The organism is Acinetobacter sp. AOR12_HL (assembly GCF_027855275.1).
Classification (GTDB): domain Bacteria; phylum Pseudomonadota; class Gammaproteobacteria; order Pseudomonadales; family Moraxellaceae; genus Acinetobacter; species Acinetobacter baumannii.
Genome location: NZ_JAKTIJ010000020.1, coordinates 265,063 through 284,079, shown reverse-complemented (window position 1 = coordinate 284,079; position 19,017 = coordinate 265,063). Strand labels below are relative to the sequence as shown.

General features: G+C 39.2%; 16 protein-coding genes. 11 read left to right on the top strand and 5 right to left on the bottom strand.

Annotated features, from left to right (window positions below; all coding sequences use genetic code 11):
• Positions 1-51: 51 nt before the first annotated feature.
• From thiE to rapA, 5 genes are all read left to right on the top strand, one after another.
• The gene (gene thiE, locus MKL36_RS09790; RefSeq protein WP_005128154.1) at positions 52-663 is read left to right on the top strand and encodes a thiamine phosphate synthase; all 612 of its coding nucleotides are present in this window, start codon (positions 52-54) and stop codon (positions 661-663) included.
• Positions 664-705: 42 nt separating this feature from the next.
• The gene (gene hemL, locus MKL36_RS09785; protein WP_000059223.1) at positions 706-2,004 is read left to right on the top strand and encodes a glutamate-1-semialdehyde 2,1-aminomutase; all 1,299 of its coding nucleotides are present in this window, start codon (positions 706-708) and stop codon (positions 2,002-2,004) included.
• Between the two features lie 61 nt (positions 2,005-2,065).
• Positions 2,066-2,770 carry an isochorismatase gene (locus MKL36_RS09780; RefSeq protein ID WP_021511049.1) on the top strand — a complete coding sequence of 235 codons (705 nt, stop codon included), beginning with the start codon at positions 2,066-2,068 and terminating at the stop codon, positions 2,768-2,770.
• Between the two features lie 132 nt (positions 2,771-2,902).
• On the top strand, positions 2,903-3,541 hold the full coding sequence (locus MKL36_RS09775) for an RluA family pseudouridine synthase (protein ID WP_001279315.1): 639 nt from the start codon (positions 2,903-2,905) through the stop codon (positions 3,539-3,541).
• A 144-nt stretch (positions 3,542-3,685) separates the two neighbouring features.
• On the top strand, positions 3,686-6,523 hold the full coding sequence (rapA, locus tag MKL36_RS09770) for an RNA polymerase-associated protein RapA (protein WP_000413591.1): 2,838 nt from the start codon (positions 3,686-3,688) through the stop codon (positions 6,521-6,523).
• 57 nt (positions 6,524-6,580) lie between these two features.
• Here rapA and MKL36_RS09765 read toward each other — a convergent pair whose 3' ends face one another.
• Together MKL36_RS09765 and fabR are read right to left on the bottom strand one after the other, a co-directional pair.
• Positions 6,581-7,597 (bottom strand): AI-2E family transporter, encoded by a 1,017-nt coding sequence (locus MKL36_RS09765; RefSeq protein ID WP_001191208.1) that lies wholly within the window; start codon positions 7,595-7,597, stop codon positions 6,581-6,583.
• Between the two features lie 166 nt (positions 7,598-7,763).
• Complete coding sequence (gene fabR, locus MKL36_RS09760) at positions 7,764-8,459, bottom strand: HTH-type transcriptional repressor FabR (RefSeq protein WP_021511048.1); 696 nt, start codon at positions 8,457-8,459, stop codon at positions 7,764-7,766.
• A gap of 140 nt (positions 8,460-8,599) precedes the next feature.
• On the opposite strand from fabR, the gene MKL36_RS09755 reads away from it, so the two are divergent.
• Both MKL36_RS09755 and MKL36_RS09750 read left to right on the top strand, forming a co-directional pair.
• Positions 8,600-9,670 carry a ferredoxin reductase gene (locus tag MKL36_RS09755; RefSeq protein ID WP_021511047.1) on the top strand — a complete coding sequence of 357 codons (1,071 nt, stop codon included), beginning with the start codon at positions 8,600-8,602 and terminating at the stop codon, positions 9,668-9,670.
• A gap of 12 nt (positions 9,671-9,682) precedes the next feature.
• Positions 9,683-10,777 (top strand): fatty acid desaturase family protein, encoded by a 1,095-nt coding sequence (locus MKL36_RS09750; protein WP_001057073.1) that lies wholly within the window; start codon positions 9,683-9,685, stop codon positions 10,775-10,777.
• A 70-nt stretch (positions 10,778-10,847) separates the two neighbouring features.
• On the opposite strand, the gene MKL36_RS09745 is transcribed toward MKL36_RS09750, so the two are convergent.
• Complete coding sequence (locus tag MKL36_RS09745; protein ID WP_021511046.1) at positions 10,848-11,420, bottom strand: NAD(P)H-dependent oxidoreductase; 573 nt, start codon at positions 11,418-11,420, stop codon at positions 10,848-10,850.
• 119 nt (positions 11,421-11,539) lie between these two features.
• Here MKL36_RS09745 and MKL36_RS09740 point away from each other — a divergent pair, with 119 nt between their 5' ends.
• Entirely contained in the window at positions 11,540-12,445 is a 906-nt protein-coding gene (locus tag MKL36_RS09740; protein WP_001041366.1) for a LysR family transcriptional regulator, read from the top strand.
• Positions 12,446-12,555: 110 nt separating this feature from the next.
• On the opposite strand, the gene MKL36_RS09735 is transcribed toward MKL36_RS09740, so the two are convergent.
• Positions 12,556-13,257 (bottom strand): SIMPL domain-containing protein, encoded by a 702-nt coding sequence (locus MKL36_RS09735; RefSeq protein WP_021511045.1) that lies wholly within the window; start codon positions 13,255-13,257, stop codon positions 12,556-12,558.
• Positions 13,258-13,724: 467 nt separating this feature from the next.
• Here MKL36_RS09735 and MKL36_RS09730 point away from each other — a divergent pair, with 467 nt between their 5' ends.
• The 3 genes from MKL36_RS09730 to MKL36_RS09720 all read left to right on the top strand — a co-directional run bounded on the left by MKL36_RS09730 (position 13,725) and on the right by MKL36_RS09720 (position 18,340).
• Positions 13,725-15,098 carry a diaminobutyrate--2-oxoglutarate transaminase gene (locus MKL36_RS09730; protein ID WP_000117540.1) on the top strand — a complete coding sequence of 458 codons (1,374 nt, stop codon included), beginning with the start codon at positions 13,725-13,727 and terminating at the stop codon, positions 15,096-15,098.
• Between the two features lie 2 nt (positions 15,099-15,100).
• Positions 15,101-16,633 (top strand): pyridoxal phosphate-dependent decarboxylase family protein, encoded by a 1,533-nt coding sequence (locus MKL36_RS09725; protein WP_021511044.1) that lies wholly within the window; start codon positions 15,101-15,103, stop codon positions 16,631-16,633.
• 276 nt (positions 16,634-16,909) lie between these two features.
• Positions 16,910-18,340 carry an aldehyde dehydrogenase family protein gene (locus MKL36_RS09720; RefSeq protein WP_021511043.1) on the top strand — a complete coding sequence of 477 codons (1,431 nt, stop codon included), beginning with the start codon at positions 16,910-16,912 and terminating at the stop codon, positions 18,338-18,340.
• Positions 18,341-18,411: 71 nt separating this feature from the next.
• Here the strand turns inward: MKL36_RS09720 and MKL36_RS09715 are convergent, their stop codons facing one another.
• Positions 18,412-18,897: an Lrp/AsnC family transcriptional regulator gene (locus MKL36_RS09715; protein ID WP_000357090.1), complete on the bottom strand. Its 486-nt coding sequence runs from the start codon at positions 18,895-18,897 to the stop codon at positions 18,412-18,414.
• Positions 18,898-19,017: the final 120 nt, after the last annotated feature.

The window sequence follows — 19,017 nt, the reverse complement described above, 5'->3', positions numbered from 1 at the left end:
GACTTATAAATCCGTTATACTAGCGAAGTTTTTAAAAAGCGAGAGTAGAGTATGCGCGGTTTATACCTCATTACCAATGATGACCCAATCCAATTATTATTAGAAAAATTAGACGCCGCACTCGCAACCCGTCAAATCGCAATTTTACAGTACCGCCGTAAAAAAATAGACAAAGCCGAACAGCCTGCTGAAGTTGAACAGATTAAACAGTTATGTGAAAAATATCAGGTTCCTTTTGTCATTAATGATGACCTAAAACTGGCTGCACAGTTTGGTTTAGGTGTGCATTTAGGCCAAAGTGACGGTGAAATTACCGATGCAAAATCACAGTTACCAGAAGGTGTGATTATTGGCCGTACTTGCCTAAACTCATTAGAACTTGCCCAAAAAGCAATTGCCGATGGCGCAACTTATATTGCCTTTGGTGCTGTGTATGCAACTGCCACAAAACCAGAAGCAGGCAATGTCGGTATTGAAGTCATTAAGCAAGCAGAGGCTCAATATGATTTACCTATTTGTGCAATTGGTGGTTTAACAGTTGAAAACTCAAAACCCGTGATTGAGGCTGGTGCTGACCTCTGTGCAGTCATTAGTGATATATTAGGTCGATCAACTGCTGAAATTCCTGCCCGTGTACAGGCGTGGGCACAATTATTTTCTTAAGCTTTCAAAATTATTTTTTAGATATTTAAGACGAGCATTTCCATGAGTTTATCTCCAAAGCAAGAACAGTTATTTAAACAAGCCAGCAAACACATTCCAGGTGGTGTGAACTCTCCAGTACGTGCCTTTAATGGCGTTGGAGGAACACCGGTTTTCATTGAGAAGGCCAAAGGTGCATATTTGTGGGATGTAGATGGCAAGCGCTATGTAGATTATGTTGGCTCTTGGGGACCAATGATTTTGGGCCATGCTCATCCGGATATTATTAAGGCTGTGCAAACAGCAGCAGAAGATGGCTTAAGTTTTGGTGCACCAACCGTACATGAAACAACATTGGCAGATATTATTTGTGAAATCATGCCATCAATTGAATTGGTACGTATGACCAACTCTGGTACAGAAGCGACCATGACTGCTATTCGTTTAGCACGTGGTTATACTGGCCGTGACAAAATCGTGAAGTTTGAAGGTTGTTACCACGGACACTCTGACTCATTGTTAGTAAAAGCAGGTTCTGGTTTATTAACTAAAGGTGAGGGCGAACCAACATCAAAAGGTGTACCAGCTGACTTCGCTAAACACACTTTAACGCTGCCATATAATGATATTGCAGCATTAAAAGAATGCTTTGCTAAATTTGGTCATGAAATTGCAGGCGTCATTATTGAACCTGTCGCAGGTAACATGAATATGGTGAAACCAATTGATGGTTTCTTACAAGCGATTCGTGATGTGTGTGATGAATACAAATCTGTATTTATTATTGACGAAGTAATGACAGGTTTCCGCGTTGCATTAGGCGGTGCTCAGTCAGTTTATAACGTTAAACCTGACTTAACGACTTTAGGTAAAATTATTGGTGCTGGTTTACCTGTAGGTGCCTTTGGCGGTAAGCGTGAAATCATGGAGTGCATCGCACCTTTAGGGGGTGTATACCAAGCGGGGACTTTATCTGGTAACCCACTTGCTATGCGCGCTGGTATCGAAATGTTTAAACATTTACGTCAACCGGACTTTTACAGCAAGTTATCTGCTCAACTTGAAAAGTTACTTGCAGGCTTACAAGCAGCAGCAGATGAAGCGGGTATTCCATTTAAAACTCAGCAAGCTGGCGCAATGTTTGGGCTTTACTTTACCGATCAAGAAGACATCACAAGCTTTGACTCTATGTTGGCATGTGATATTGAAGCTTTCAAAAAGTTCTTCCATGGCATGTTAAAACGTGGCGTAAACTTGGCACCGTCAGCATTTGAAGCAGGCTTTATTTCATCTGCTCATTCTGATGAAGATATCGAGTTTACCATTCAGGCTGCAAAAGAAACCTTCGCCGAAATGAAGTAAGCAAAAAGGCCCGTTTTAAACGGGCTTTTTAATTTGAGCTATTTTATATTTGTAGAGAACAATGTTTTATCCCTTACCTCGAAAAATTCAGTTAGCCGCAAGTACTTCAAATTGGCCAATTGAATCTACGCAAAGCATATTGCTCCTAGTCGGGCTAGATGATCTTGAAAATATATCTGATTGGGCGCATCAGCCATTAGCCGATCATTTAGAAATGCTAAGTAAAAGAGCACAAGCACTCGAAATTCCGGTCATGATGATTCAGTCATCTCAACTTCAACAGGCCATGTTACAGCTTGGGCAGCACTTGTCATCAAACACTCAGGCACAGGTAATTATGGCGGGGAATTTATCACCGCTATTTAAGCAAGTGATGCAGCTTGTTTTATCCATTACCGATTATGTAGCTGTTGTAAATGATGCAATCTTGGCGAGTAGTTTAGAGCAGCATATACAATGGATTGAAAAAATCAGTTTTGACCATATTCAACATATAAACACGCAGACTTTAATGCGCTTATGGTCTTTAAGTGCACCGTCGTCACAGGTGTTGTCCGATAAAGGAATTTTATTGGCAGTTGCTGAACAGGTAGGGCGACATCCAATGGAAATTCATCCCGAAATAGATTTAAGAAACTATGGTCTAGACGCTTCGGGAGTCAATTATTTGGTGGAATTATGGCGTGCTAATGGTGCGAGCCTAACTGTTGATGAGTTGATGCAAACTCCTACATTGCAACATATTATGCAGTTATTGAAGCGCTAATCGGCTTTAGCCGTAATGTGATTCATAATATTTGCAAATTCTGTCGTTAATTTACCCGAACGGCATTGTAATTCGGACGTAAGCTTTTTATTATTGCCCGCTTGTTTTTCATCTTGCCTTGGGAATACAACTTTGAGTGATTTTCTAAGTGAACATCTGATCTATCGTGATGATGATTTTATGGTGATTCATAAACCTTCGGACATCTTGAGTGTGCCAGGGAAAGGTGATTTACATGACAGCGTTTTGACAAGACTGGTGGCAATTGAACCACGAACTTTGCTCATTCACCGCCTTGACCGTGATACTTCGGGTATTTTGGTTTTTGGGTTATCTAAGCGTGGACAGAGTGCGATTGCACGCCAATTTCAAGACCGTCAAACTTCGAAAATATATGAAGCGCTAGTTGCTGGTCATTTAGAGGGTGAAGGGACAGTGGATATCCCTGTCGTCTATGATCCGAGTCGACCACCTTTACATATTGTCGATGCTTCTCATAACAAACCTGCTTTAACACATTGGCAGGCGATTGAACATTTCCAGATTCAGGGACAACCGGTTACGCGTGTCAAATTAACACCGATTACCGGACGTTCTCATCAACTCCGTGTACACATGCAATATCTGGGACATCCAATTGTAGGTGATACATTGTATGCAACACCGGAACAATTACTTGTTCCTCGTCTGTGCTTGCATGCTAAACAGTTAAGCTTTAATCATCCTGTCACAGGGGAATCATTAACTTTTAACTGTCCTGTACCGTTTTAATGTAAAAACTTTCGATGAGTAATTTTTGTAGCAAAACAATTTAATTAGTTTTTGCTGCAAAATTTTGCTTTAAAGACTACATAAAAAGATGCAAAAATAAGCTACTTTGCATCGTACAATATGTAGTGCGAACTTGAGAAAAAGGTGGAAAAATTGCAGCAGTATGCTATTGGTCAACGTTGGCTATCAGATACAGAGACTGAGCTCGGTTTAGGCGTTCTTATTGATGTAGATGAAAGATCTGTCAGCATTTTATTCCCCAAAAGTGATGAAACGCGTGTTTATGCACGCAATAATGCACCGCTTTCTCGTATCATCTTTAATGTAAATGATGAAGTTCAAGACCAAGAAGGCAATAAGTGGAATGTCGAGTCTATTGAAGACCGTCATGGTGTATTGCGTTACAACGTTGTTCGTACTTTAGAAAATGGCGAGCAAGAACGTAAAGCGCTAAACGAAACACGTATTGGTGCACAAATTCAATTATCAAAACCTTTAGATCGTTTGCTGGCAAGCCAGATTGATTATAAAGAGTGGTATGACCTACGCATTGAAGCAATGTTGATGCAGGCACAAATGCAAACCAGTCCATTACGCGGCTTGGTTGGGGCGCGTGTAGGTTTAATTCCGCATCAACTCTATATTGCACATGAAGTCGGTAAACGTTTCGCACCGCGTGTTTTACTTGCTGATGAAGTAGGTTTAGGTAAAACAATTGAAGCTGGTTTAATTATCCACCAACAGCTTAAAACCGGCCGTTCTGAACGTATCCTGATTTTAGTCCCTGATTCTCTTCAGTATCAGTGGATGATTGAAATGCGACGCCGTTTCAATTTGCAATTTTCTCTGTTTGATTTAACCCGTACCGCATCTATTAAAGAACATGATCCAGAACTTAACCCGTTCTTAACTGAGCAATGCATTATTGCCAGCGTCGACTTGATGGTGGACCATGACGATTTGCGTGAGCAAGCATTAGAAGCTGGTTTCGATTTACTTGTGGTCGATGAAGCGCATCATTTGATGTGGAGCGAAGAAGAGGGTGGTAACGATCGTTACGACTTGGTTGAAGAGCTTGCTGAAAATACGGCAGGTGTATTGTTGCTTACTGCAACGCCTGAACAGCTGGGTGTAGAAAGCCACTTTGCGCGTTTACGTTTGTTAGACCCACAGCGCTTTAGCAGTTTAGAGCGTTTCTTGGATGAAGAAGCTCAATATCAGCAAACTGCGCAAGTTGCAGAAGTGCTTATGTCGGATGAACCTTTAACTCAAGAGCATTTAACTGCTTTAGAAGGTTTGTTGGGGCATTCAATTGAAGACCAACCTGAGCAACGTTTCAGAGCGATTCATGAGTTGTTAGACCGTCACGGTACAGGTCGTATTTTATTCCGTAATACGCGTGAAGCGATTCAAGGCTTCCCTGGCCGCGATTGCCAACCTGCGCCTTTACCTGCGCCAGCAGATTGGTCAAAAGACGGTAAATTACGCGAGCAAATGTGGCCAGAAGAAGCACAAATTGATGGCTCATGGATGCAAAATGATCCGCGTGTACCGTGGTTAATGGAAATTCTACGTAAAGAACTTAAGCATAAAAAAGTTCTTTTAATTGCCCGTAGTGGTCCTGTTGTCGAGTCTTTAGAAAGTGCGCTTCGTTTGCATGCAGGGATTCGTACAGCCATGTTCCATGAAGGTATGAGTTTGCTTGAGCGTGACCAAGCGGCTGCTTACTTTGCAGAAGAAAGCTACGGTGCTCAAATCTTACTTTGTTCAGAAATTGGTTCAGAAGGCCGTAACTTCCAGTTTGCGAGTGATTTAATTTTATTTGATTTGCCTGCAAACCCTGACGTTTTAGAACAACGTATTGGTCGTTTAGACCGTATTGGTCAAGAAAACCGTATCCAGATTCATGTACCGTATTTAATGGGCACCGCTCAAGAGCGTATGTTCCGTTGGTATAATGAAGCATTAAATATTTTCAGCAATATTTCTCCAACGGCTCAAACGCTACAAGAAAACTTTATTGTTGAATTAAAAGATTGCTTGCTTGCCGACCAAGGTCAAACATTTGAAGATTTACTTGAAGAAGTTAATGTTCAACGCCAAGCTTTGGAAGCAGAGTTACAAGCTGGTCGAGATCGTCTGCTTGAGTATAACTCATGTCGTCCTATCGTTGCACAAGAAATTGTTCAAGCGTTAGAAGACTATGATGACAACACAACGCTACCTATGTTTGTGAAGCGTTTCATGTCTTCAACTAATATTGACTTTGATGAGCAAAGTAACGGTACAGTCATTATTCGTCCAACCGACCAGATGCAAGTGCAAGGTTTGGCATTAGATGAAGAAGGTATGACTGCGACTTTCTATCGTGATCAAGCGCAAATGCGTGAAGACGCTCAGTATCTAACTTTAGAACATCCGTTTATTGAAAGTGTCATGGAAATGATCCGCACACAATCATTTGGTAGTACCAATGTTGCTGTGCTTAAGTCCAATGCATTAAAGCAAGGTTCGGTTTTACTTGAAGTCTGGTTTAAAGTTGATGTGGTGGCACCAAAATCCTTGAACTTGCCATCAAGCTTACCAAAACAACTTATTCGCGTATTGTTAAGTGAAAATGGTCAGGACTTATCTGAAAAGATTGATCCAACCATTTTAAAACCGTATTTGCATCATTTAGATGGCAATAGCTGCCGCCAAGTGGTTAAAGCCCGCCGTGAAGTGATTGAAGAGCGTTATAAACAAGCGCTTGATATTGCTAAAGAAGGTTTACCTCAGCTTCAACAGCAAGCAAAAGAGCATTATGGTAATAAATGGCAATATGAGATTGATCGTTTAACTTACTTAAAACAGTTCAACCCGAGCATTCGCCAAGACGAAATTGAGCGCTTACAGAAGTTGCAAAAAGAAGGTTTAAGCTTGCTTGATGGCTTAACCGTAACCCCTGAAGCGATTCAAGTGCTTGTAGTAGTCAAACCATAAGCAATGAGTAATAAAAAAAGCGCCACACAGGCGCTTTTTTTATTGAGTAAATTTTAGTTAAATCAATCTGGCATCTTTTAATTCTAGTTTTAAATAAGCATAGAAAATCGGTGCTGCAATTAAGCCACTTAAGCCAAAGATTGACTCGAAAATTAACATGGCCAATAAAATTTCCCATGCATTGGCATTAATTTTATGACCAATAATTTTGGCATTAATAAAGTATTCTAACTTGTGAACTAATACGAGGTAGAGTAGCGCAACACCTGCTAGACCGAGTGAAATTGTAAGAGCCGCAATAAAAGTTAAAGTATTTGAAATTAAATTCCCTAAAATTGGAATTAAGCCAAACATAAAGGTAAGAATGGTTAGGGTTTTGGCGAAAGGTAAGTGAACACCCCAGATCGGCAATAGTACAAAAGCAAATAATATAAAGAGCAGCGTATTAATCGCTGAAATTTTAATTTGTGCAAAAACTACATTTCTAAAAGAAATTGATAATTTTTGAATACGTTGAATCAGTAACGATTTGAAAACAGGTTGGGGTGTACGTCGGTGAAAGCCGTGAATAGCAACCAATATACCGATAATAAGACCCATCACCATAGTCACTAGATTGTGCAAAATATCGGAACTGGCATTTTTTAATGTAGTCACGTTATCTTTCATAAACGCGAATATTTCATCTTTTAGTTCTGTAACGCTATCTGGAATATAGCCCGGTAAATATTTCCCAATCTCCGCTTGTAAGTGCAGTAGTGTTTGGTCGACTTTACCGTTAATACTATGTAAACCGACTCCTTTTAAATCATAAACTACAAAGCTAATTAAACTTGTAATGAAAAAGGCAAGAAGAGAAATAGTAATAATACTTAATAAAATACTAATAAAAATGCGGGCTCTTTGACCATCAATATAACGTTCAACAATAGAGCTTAAACTAATAATAATTTCATAAATGAGAAAGCCTGCAAAAAAACTTGCTAAGAGATGCAAGGGGATAACCGAAAGCAAAAAAATGCCCATCAGAATATAGCTTGCAATCAGGCTTTGACGATTACTCAAACTTTGCATGTGAATCCCTGAATAACGTGGGGAAGTATTGATATGTATTGCTAGAATTATTTACTTATACTCTTGCATCTAAGCTGCTTCAATCTATGGTTTATATTTTTATTAATCAGCAGGCACAGGTGTATAAAAAATGGCTTGTAAAATCACAAACCATTTTATGTGGAATCTATCTTATTTTTGCTTCGTCTAGATGACGGGCACCTTCTAAAATCATTCTGATCATAACCATTGTTTGTTCTGCGACTTCCGCACGCTGATCAATAGGAAGGTCAATCACTTTGGCACCCATGTGAAAAACAAGTTGTGTAATTGCTTTTGCAACAAGTTCAGGGTGATATAGATGATTGTTATTGAGGCGTTCTAAGCGAATTAAGTCTTCTTGTAGCTCTTGCTGAAAGAAGTTGAGCTGTCGATCTACAGCAGCTTTATAAGAGGCGGAACCTGTAAAACCTTCTCGCAACAATAAACTTAAATTACCTTCATCAGCATCAAGCTGTTGCAGAAAAATTTCTACAGAACTACGAATAATGCTGTCTTGCAAAGATGCACGAAGGCGAGCTTGACGAATAATTTTACGTAATACGATACCGGCACGGTCAATGAGTGAAATAGCTAATTCATCAATGTCTTTAAAGTGACGATAAAAACTATTTGGGGCAATACCAGCTTCTCTTGCAACTTCACGTAAGCTGAGTGAGGCAATACTTTTTTGTGGACCAATCAGGTTAAGAGCTGCCTGAAAAAGTTCTTCTTTCGTAATCGTCGCTTTTCTTCCAACAGAACGCGTTACTGTTTTTATTTCAATGACATCTTGTGATGAGGTTGTGTCATTTGGGCTCTGAGAAAGTGAGGTTTGAGTCATGTTTTTCAATATATTCATAAACTGTCTGGATTATAGCGTTAGACAGGGAACTTGTGAAATTGTAATTAAAAGTACGAGTGTATATACAAATATATATACATGTGTATAATAATTAAAAAAGAGCGACAGAGCCCTCAGTTATGCAAGCAATCGAAAAGAGAAATTCTCTATTCAATTCATTAACACAAGCTGTATTTGACAAAAATATGGCGAACTTCTGGCTACAAAAAATAAATCCTTTATGGTCTGTGCAGCATGGACTAGTTCAAATTGTAAAAAAAGAATTCGTAGCTCATGACACCGTGAGCCTGACACTAAAATGCAACCGCTTGGTGAAAATGGGCGCGGCAGGTCAACATCATCCAGTGATTGTTGAAATTGCGGGCCGTCGTTATGAACGTACTTATAGCTTGACGCAAATTGATGCAGAGCACTTACGTTTAACAGTTAAAAAAGTTGCTGATGGTATTGTCAGTAACTGGTTTATTGCAGATAGCAAAATTGGTGATGTTTTTGAGCTTGGGCAGCCTTATGGTGACATGCAACAAAACATCCAGACACCGAAATTAATTATGTTAGCTGCTGGTAGTGGTATTACACCAATGTTGAGCTTAATCACAGCAATTAAGCAAAGCCAACAGTTAGAAAAAACGCAGGTTCAGCTTTTATATTGGGTCAAACAACGTTCTGATGCTGCTTTTACAGAGTACTTTGAACAAGTGGCTGAACAAAACCCAAACTTTAGCTATCAGGTGTTTTACACACAAGAAACGCCAAATGATGAACGTTTAAATGCTGAACATCTTGCACTGGTTGAAGGTATTGAAAACAGCACAGTTTATGCATGTGGTCCATCGGGTTTTGTTTCAACTGTTGAACAGCTTTTTGAAAAAGCACCAACTGTACTTACTGAAGCATTTAGTTTAACTAATGAAAGTTCTGCGGATGACATTGGTTATGTGAATGTCACATTAACCCAGTCTAATAAAGTGATTGCAATTCCTAAAGGCCAATCCATTTTGGTCAGCCTTGAGCATGAAGGCCTTAAGCCGACACATGGCTGTCGTATGGGAATTTGTAATAAATGTGTTTGTAGTAAAACGCAAGGTTCTACACGTAATTTACTAAACGGTAGCCAAAATACGGAACCAAGCCAATTACTTAAAATTTGTGTGAACTCAGCACAATCCGATCTAGTTATTGATCTTTAAGAGAGAACTCTTATGAATATGCCAGTGAAAGTCGAATATTTTAAAAATCCTAAAAATCGAGATTTGACTCCAGCAGAACTTGAAGCATTTGCAAAAGAGCTTGATCAGATCAAACAAGAAGTATTGGATGATTTGGGTGAAAAAGACGCTAAATATATCCGCCGTGTCTATGCTGCTATTCGTTATAGTAGCTTTTTAGGCCGAGCTTGTTTATTTGCAGGTTGGTTCCCGCCAGCGTGGATTTTAGGTACGGGTTTATTAGGTTTCTCTAAAATTATGGAGAACATGGAGCTCGGCCATAATGTTATGCACGGTCAATATGACTGGATGAATGACCCGAAATTTAATGGTCAAACTTATGAATGGGATACTGTAGGTACCTCTGATAACTGGCGTCAAACCCATAACTATAAACATCATACTTATACCAATATTAAAGGTATTGATGATGACATTGGTTATGGCTTACTTCGCTTATTCCCTGAACAACGTTGGAAGCCAGGGTTCTTATTGCAGCCTATTTACAGTATTCCATTTTGCTTATTGTTCCAGTGGGGCGTAGCAATTCAGAATCTTGAAATTGGGCGTGTACTTTACAAGCGTAAAACTAAGGCACAATTTTTAGAAGAGTTAAAACCTGTTAATAAAAAGATTGGCAAGCAACTCTTTAAAGATTATGTTTTCTTCCCTCTTATTGCAGGGCCGGCAGCATTACCAGTATTTACAGGTAACTTGGTCGCAAATGGCCTTCGTAATATCTGGACCTTTAGTATTATTTTCTGTGGTCATTTCACGAAAGATGCAGAAGTGTTTCCAAAATCTGTTTTACAAGAAGAAAGCCGTGGACACTGGTATATGCGCCAAATTCGTGGTTCTTCTAACTTAACAGGTTCAGAAGCATTCCATATTTTGTCTGGTCACTTAAGTCATCAAATTGAACATCACTTATTCCCAGATATTCCTGCTCGTCGTTATCGCCAAATGGCTCCAAAAGTTGAGGCGGTTTGTAAGAAATATGGTTTGAACTATAACAATGCCAGCTTTGTTAAGCAGTTTGGACAAGTAGTTGGGCGTATTGTGAAATATGCGTTCCCATTTAAAAAATAATATTTTGTTCTTATAACATTGTACGCACTTCTGATTTTACAGAAGTGCGTTTTTTTTGACTTAGCACTAATTATGAAGGAATTATTGAATTATTATTAAATATGCCCCATTGTTCAAACTGCTTTAAAGAGAGCGAGGTTTGCTCTGTAATATCATTTTCATTCAATTGATTTGCATTAAAAATAACATGGGGAGGATGCCAGATTAAACCACATCTGCGTGCAGTGGCTTTTAAAGGAGCCATGAGTTCATCTAGAGTAAAGCCATTTTGCCCCAGTTTTTGATATGCCGAATTTAAATTGCCAACCGTAATATGCAAATAAAGTGGTTTGCCTTCAATATGCTGACCTTCCTGTTCATAAAAAAGATAAAACATCCGCGTTAAGACGGCATCCATCCAAGCTTTAAAAATAGGTGGAACTGAATACCAATAGATAGGAAACTGCAAAATAATGTGCGAAGCAGAAATCAGGCGTTGAGCTTCAATCGCACCATCGTTCATTATATCTAAAGATCCGTTATACAGCTTTTGAATGTCAACAATATCAATTTTGTCCTGATCCTGTAATGTTGCAACCAAAGCGCGATTAACCTTAGATTGGCTCAAATCGGGATGAAAAACTAATAAAAGTGGTTTATTCATAATATATCTCCTTAATTTCTATGATGATTAATCACATGCGATAAATAATATTCACATCATAAAAAAAGCATCCCTATAATAAAATTGACTAATTTAATTGAGCAGATGAAAGAATTTTGATGAACAAACAGATTTCTTGGGATGATCAGAAATTCTTTTTAGTGGTTTTAGAAGAAGGGAGTTTCTCAGCAGCAGCTCGTAAATTGGGCGTTACACAACCCACTGTTCGAACACGTATTGAGCATCTTGAACATCAGTTGGGAACTGTTTTGTTCAGCCGTTCTGTTCATGGTTTGAAGCCAACGGAACACGCTTTGGCTCTTGAAGTCCCTGCGCGAGCAATGCAACGTGCTTCTGACTATTTTATGCGGACAGCAAGTGCTCCGTTAAACCTAATTGCAGGCAGTGTCCGAGTGAGCGTATCGGATTTTCTGGGAACAATGGTTCTACCTCAATTACTTTCAAAGTTCCGCTTACTGTATCCCGAAGTTAATATTGAATTATCCCTAAACAATTCTTCTGCCAACTTACTTGAGCAAGAGGCTGATCTGGCAATCAGAATGTATCCACCAGTTCAAGAGGCACTTGTGGCTAAAAAGATAGGTGAGGTGCCATTGGGGCTCTATGCTCATCGAGATTATATACAGCGTAAAGGTAATCCCACTTGTCTAGAAGATTTAAGACAACATGATTTGATTGGTCCAGATCGTAATCTTCTTGAAAGAGAAATGATAAGGATGCTTTTACCTGAGCTTAAAAATGAACAATTCAAGATACGCACCGATAGCCATCCTGCTCAGTTTTCAGCAGTAAAGGCCGCGTTAGGAATAGGTTTTATTCAGTGTCCTATAGCAAATCAATGCCAAGAGCTTATACAAGTGATTCCAGACCTAGAAGTTCATCGATATGACCTATGGCTCGTAATCCATGAAGATTTTAGACAAATTCCGAAAATCAGAACGCTTTTTGATTATTTGGCTCAAGCTTTGGGAAATTATTTAATTGGGAAAAATTTAGAGAAGTAGCAAGACTTAAATATAAAAAGCTCATGAAGCTTTATCAAATAAATAATATATGCTGATCAGATATAGAAAAGGGTCCAAGCAATCATATGTTTGGACCCGGAAAATTACTTTTATTTAAACTGGATTGAACCGTTTGCATTTACAGTAATTTTAGATTCACCAGCAGCCATGTCTTGAGCTGGTGCCGCTTCAGCAGCAGCGAACTTAGCTAAGCTGGCACGTATTACAGGTTGAGGAAAATAGTTATTCGTGTTCAGGTTTAGAGTAACCAAAGAATATTGGCTTTTATTCCATGCTTGAGTCAGCATTTGAGCACGCTGTTGAAAGTTTTTAGATGCTTCTACCATCAATTCATTCTCAACTTTTTTACGTTGCTCATCTGAAACGCTAAAATTAATGGATTGAGTTTGAAAGCTTTGTTGTAACTCATTAATTAATTGGCTAGCAGCTTTAAAATCTTTACTTTCTAGACGAATTTCCGCGCGGCCACGCCATTCTTTTAATTTATTACTGTCATTGTCATAAATTGGATAAGTGCTTTGAGCACCAGTTTCCACTTTCACTTGTGGGTATTTACGCGAAGTTGCGAGTGCTTGGTTCATTAACTGGTTAATTTGGTTTGAAAGTTCTGCAGGCTGCTTATTGCTTTTTTCAATATATAAAGTTGCATGCATTTCATCGTTTGAAACTTGGCGAGAAGCTTCTGCTTGAACATTTACAATATTGTAGTGAAGGGCATTATCATCTTGGGCAAAAACCATAGGGCTGAGTACCGTACCAAGGAGAAGAGTAGATATTGCTAAAGTACGCATAAATTTATCCTTTAAAAATTAATATAAATTTAATTTTTTTCATTAAGAAATGTTAAACATAAGTTATGCATAACTTTTGCAGATTTTGTGGGGTATTTGTAATATTTAAATCAAGTTTTTTAATTTTTGGTAAGAATAAAATTCTTTAAAAATAAAAAACTTAGAATTAAAGTGTTTCAATGTAACTTAAAAAATCACACGAATATAAAAAAAGAATATTTTCTTTAGATTGTCACATAGTATGATGATAATTCATCATAACTATTGGGATAATACAATTTTTCAATAAGATTAGATGAGTAAAGTACACAAAAGACGTTTTTTTTCTTGCAAAATTAGGTATCATCGCGCTCCTAGTTACAAGATATAAAATATGTGTCTTCGCTAGTTCTATAAAGCACCGAGTCAAAGGACCAAAAGTCACCAGACTTATTTCTTTCTACCCTTATCAGAGATGGTAATCCGATATGAGCGTTACTTCTGTCAACCCTGCCACTAATGCTACCAACGAATATTATTTGACTCGCCAAAGTCAAATGGAATCGAATGTTCGTAGCTATCCACGTAAATTACCGTTAGCGATAGCGAAAGCACAAGGTTGCTGGGTTACTGATGTTGAAGGTACACAGTACCTTGATTGTTTAGCTGGGGCAGGTACATTGGCTTTAGGTCATAATCATCCTGCGGTGATTCAAAGTATTCAAGACACATTGGCAAGTGGTTTGCCATTGCATACTTTAGACTTAACCACACCTTTAAAAGATGCGTTTACTGAAGCGTTGTTAGCATATTTACCAGGTGGTAAAGAAGAATATTGCTTACAGTTCTGTGGTCCTTCTGGTGCAGATGCGACTGAGGCAGCAATTAAACTTGCTAAAACTTACACTGGCCGTAGCTCAGTGATCAGTTTCTCTGGTGGTTACCATGGTATGACTCATGGTTCACTTGCAATGACTGGTAACTTAAGTGCAAAAAATGCAGTGAATGGCTTAATGCCAGGTGTACAATTCATGCCATATCCGCATGAATATCGCTGCCCACTTGGTCTAGGTGGTGAAGCTGGTGTTGACGCTTTAACTTACTATTTCGAAAACTTTATTGAAGATGTTGAAAGCGGTGTAACTAAGCCTGCTGCTGTTATTCTTGAAGCAATTCAAGGTGAAGGCGGTGTTGTTACAGCTCCAGTAAAATGGTTGCAAAAAATCCGTGAAGTGACTGAAAAGCACAACATCGTTTTAATTTTAGACGAAGTTCAAGCAGGCTTTGCTCGTTCAGGCAAAATGTTTGCATTTGAACATGCCGGTATTGAACCTGATGTCGTTGTAATGTCTAAAGCAGTAGGTGGTGGTTTACCACTTGCAGTATTAGGTATTAAGCGTAAATTTGATGCTTGGCAGCCTGCTGGCCACACTGGTACTTTCCGTGGTAACCAACTTGCTATGGGTACAGGTCTTGTCGTATTAGAAACGATCAAGGAACAAAACCTTGCTCAAAATGCACAAGAGCGTGGTGAATTCTTACAAGCTGAATTGAAAAAATTAGCTACTGAATTCCCATGTATCGGTAACGTACGTGGCCGCGGTTTAATGATTGGTGTTGAAATCGTTGACGAGCGTAAACCTGCTGACCGTATCGGTTCTCACCCTGCTGACTCTCAGTTAGCGGCTGCGATCCAGACTGCTTGCTTTAACAACAAGTTATTGCTTGAAAAAGGTGGTCGTAACGGTACAGTAATTCGTTTACTTTGCCCACTCATCATTACTCAAGAAGAGTGTGTAGAAGTAATTGCTCGCTTTAAGAAAGCAGTTGCAGAAGCATTGGTTGCAGTGCGAGGCGCGTAAGTATGGTGGATTTTGCAGAACATCGTAAAGCGTTACTCTGCAATGATGCACAATCCATTGCTGACTATGAGTCAGCAATGGGCGAAGCGGTAAAAGCCGTTTCAGCATGGTTGCAAAATGAAAAAATGTACACAGGCGGTAGCATTAAAGAGTTGCGTTCAGCAATTTCTTTCCAACCTTCAAAAGAAGGTATGGGTGTACAACAATCTCTTCAACGTATGATTGAGCTTTTCTTGAATAAAAGCTTGAAAGTACACCATCCCCATTCATTAGCACATTTACACTGCCCAACCATGGTGATGAGCCAGATCGCGGAAGTGTTAATCAATGCAACTAACCAGTCTATGGACTCATGGGATCAAAGCCCGGCAGGTTCATTAATGGAAGTGCAGCTTATTGATTGGTTGCGTCAAAAAGTAGGTTATGGTTCTGGTCAGGCAGGTGTGTTCACTTCTGGCGGTACTCAATCTAACTTGATGGGTGTGTTACTTGCTCGTGACTGGTGCATTGCGAAAAACTGGAAAGACGAAAATGGTAATCCATGGTCTGTACAGCGCGACGGTATTCCAGCTGAAGCAATGAAAAACGTCAAAGTCATTTGTTCTGAAAATGCGCATTTCTCTGTGCAAAAGAACATGGCAATGATGGGCATGGGCTTCCAGTCAGTTGTAACTGTTCCTGTGAATGAAAATGCACAGATGGATGTTGATGCTCTTGAAAAAACAATGGCGCATCTTCAAGCTGAAGGTAAAGTTGTTGCTTGTGTGGTTGCGACAGCGGGTACAACTGATGCTGGTGCAATTGATCCATTGAAAAAAATCCGTGAAATTACTAATAAGTATGGTTCATGGATGCATATTGATGCTGCGTGGGGCGGTGCACTGATCTTATCAAATGACTATCGTGCAATGCTTGATGGTATTGAGTTGTCTGACTCGATTACCCTCGACTTCCATAAGCATTATTTCCAAAGCATCAGCTGTGGCGCGTTCTTGTTAAAAGATGAAGCGAACTATCGTTTCATGCACTACGAAGCTGAATACTTGAACTCTGCTTATGATGAAGAGCATGGCGTACCTAACCTTGTGTCTAAGTCATTACAAACGACTCGTCGTTTTGATGCATTGAAATTGTGGATGACAATCGAATCACTAGGTGAAGACCTTTATGGTTCAATGATTGACCATGGTGTAAAACTTACTCGTGAAGTTGCAGATTACATCAAGGCAACTGATGGTTTAGAACTTTTAGTTGAACCACAGTTTGCTTCGGTATTGTTCCGTGTTGTTCCAGAAGGTTATCCAGTTGAGTTTATCGATAGCTTAAATCAAAACGTAGCAGATGAATTGTTTGCACGTGGTGAGGCAAATATTGGTGTAACAAAAGTTGGTAATGTACAGTCATTGAAGATGACAACATTAAGCCCTGTTGTAACATTTGAAAATGTTAAAAACCTTTTAGCTCAAGTATTGGCTGAAGCTGAACGCATTAAAGATGCGATTGCTTCTGGTAACTACGTACCACCAATCGACTAATTGAGTTGATACCCCAAAAAGCTCGGTTTATTGCCGGGCTTTTTTATTACATATTATTTTTATCAAAATTGTGTATCAGAAGAAGGGTATATGCACAAAACATGCATATTTTCAAAAAACAAAAATAATTATGCATGATTTATGGTGAGCAAATTTCTTATTGTATTGGTATGTTCCCGATTTTTTGGTCGCATTGATATATCAATACGGCACTTGCTTTAAACCATACTACATAAAGTAAGAAGTCGTAATTACAATTAAGACAAGGAAGAAGAAATGCAACAAGCGAATATGCTTAATGAATTTAAACTTATTATTGGCGGTCAACTTTGTTCAGGTGAACAAGGTGAACTGGAAATTATTAATCCTGCTACAGGCTTAACTGCGGCACGTTGTGCAAAAGCATCAGTTGCACAAGTGAATCAAGCTGTTAGTGCAGCTAAACAGGCTTCTAAAGCTTGGCAGCTTGTCTCGCATGATGAGCGTAAAACAATTTTAAACAAGATTGCAGATGGTATTGAAAAGCACGCTGAAATGCTTGCAGAGCTGGTGGTGCTTGAACAAGGTAAACCACTAGCACTGGCACAAATGGAAGTGCAAGGTGCAATTGGCTGGACGCGTTATGCGGCTTCTATGGATTTACCGGTAGAAGTAATTGAAGACAGTGAAACTAAACGTATTGAACGCCATCGCCAACCATTGGGTGTAGTGGCTTCAATTACGCCATGGAACTGGCCACTCATGATTGCAGTTTGGCATATCATGCCTGCTTTACGTGCAGGTAACGTTGTCATTAGCAAACCTTCTGAATACACACCATTATCGACTTTACGTTTATGTGAAATCATTCAGCAAGAAGTTCCAGCAGGTGTAATCTCAATTGTGGTTGGTGCTGGTGAGATTGGTGAAGCATTATCTTCTCATCCAGATGTGCAAAAAGTCGTGTTTACGGGATCAACTCGAACAGGTCAGCACATTATGGCTGGTGCAGCACAGCAGCTAAAACACTTAACTTTAGAGCTTGGTGGTAATGATGCTGGTATTGTATTACCAGATGCAAATATCGATGAAATTGCTGCTAAGATTTTTAATATGGCGTTCTTGAATGCTGGTCAAACATGTGCGGCGTTAAAGCGTTTATATGTGCATGAAAGCCAATATGAAGCTTTATCTCAAAAGTTAGCTGATATTGCCAACGCTCAAGTTGTGGGGGATGGTATGGCATCTTCTACAACATTTGGACCAGTACAAAACCAGATGCAATATAACAAAGTGAAAGCTCTTATTGCTGAAGCGATTGCACAAGGTGCAAAAGCACTTTCTGGGCAACAACAGCTACCAGAGCAGGGCTACTTTATTGCACCAACTATTTTGACTGAAGTTTCTGACTCTTGCCGTGTGGTGCAAGAAGAGCAATTTGGTCCAGTGTTGCCTGTTTTAAAATATACCGATATCAACGATGCTATTGCTCGTGCCAATGACAGTGAGTTTGGTTTGGGTGGTTCAATTTGGTCTTCTGATCTTAAAGCTGCACAGACCTATGCTACACAGCTTCAATGTGGAACAGTTTGGATTAATACCCATGCAGAAGTACTGCCTCATGCACCTTTCGGAGGCTGGAAAATGTCTGGCTTAGGCGCTGAGTTTGGTTTGGAAGGTTTGCTTGAAAATACGATTGGGCAAACGGTTCACATCAGTAAAGTCTAAAGATTAATTTTAAGGCGGATTTAGTATCCGCCTTTTTATTTTCACTTTTAAGAGTGAAAAGCTGAGTTACTTTATTGAGAGTGATGATAGCTCATGCTTTTAGGCTTGATTAAAAAATGATTCTGTTCTTTAATTTTTTTCAGAACAATGTAAGACTTTATGTGCCCTATAAAATTATAAGAAAGCAATCTTTCAGTTACAAATTGAGAAAGCTGTTCTAAATTTTCAGCAACGACTTTTAAAATAAAATCTGCATCACCACTAATTGAAAAAGCATCCTGAATGTTGTCTTCAGCTTCAATCAGCTCTTGGAAAGCCTGCTGTGATTTCGCCTCGTGTGTTCTTAAGTTTATGTGAATCATCGCTGTAACTTCTAGTCCTAGCGCCTGTTGCTGGATGCGTGCCGTATAACCGAGAATCACGCCTTTTTGTTCAAGCAATTGACGTCGTCTTGAACATTGAGAAGCAGATAAACCGATTAAATCTCCAATTTCCTGATTGGTGAGTCGTCCATTCTTTTGTAGTGCCTGAATGATTTGCCAGTCGAACTTATCCATTGCATAAAATCCTTTTATGATACACAAATCATGTATTTTTATTAAAATGCGTTTTCATTATGCACGAAATCTAAAAGATAGATGAAATATTATTTTTCTATGGAATAAAAATTGGTCTCA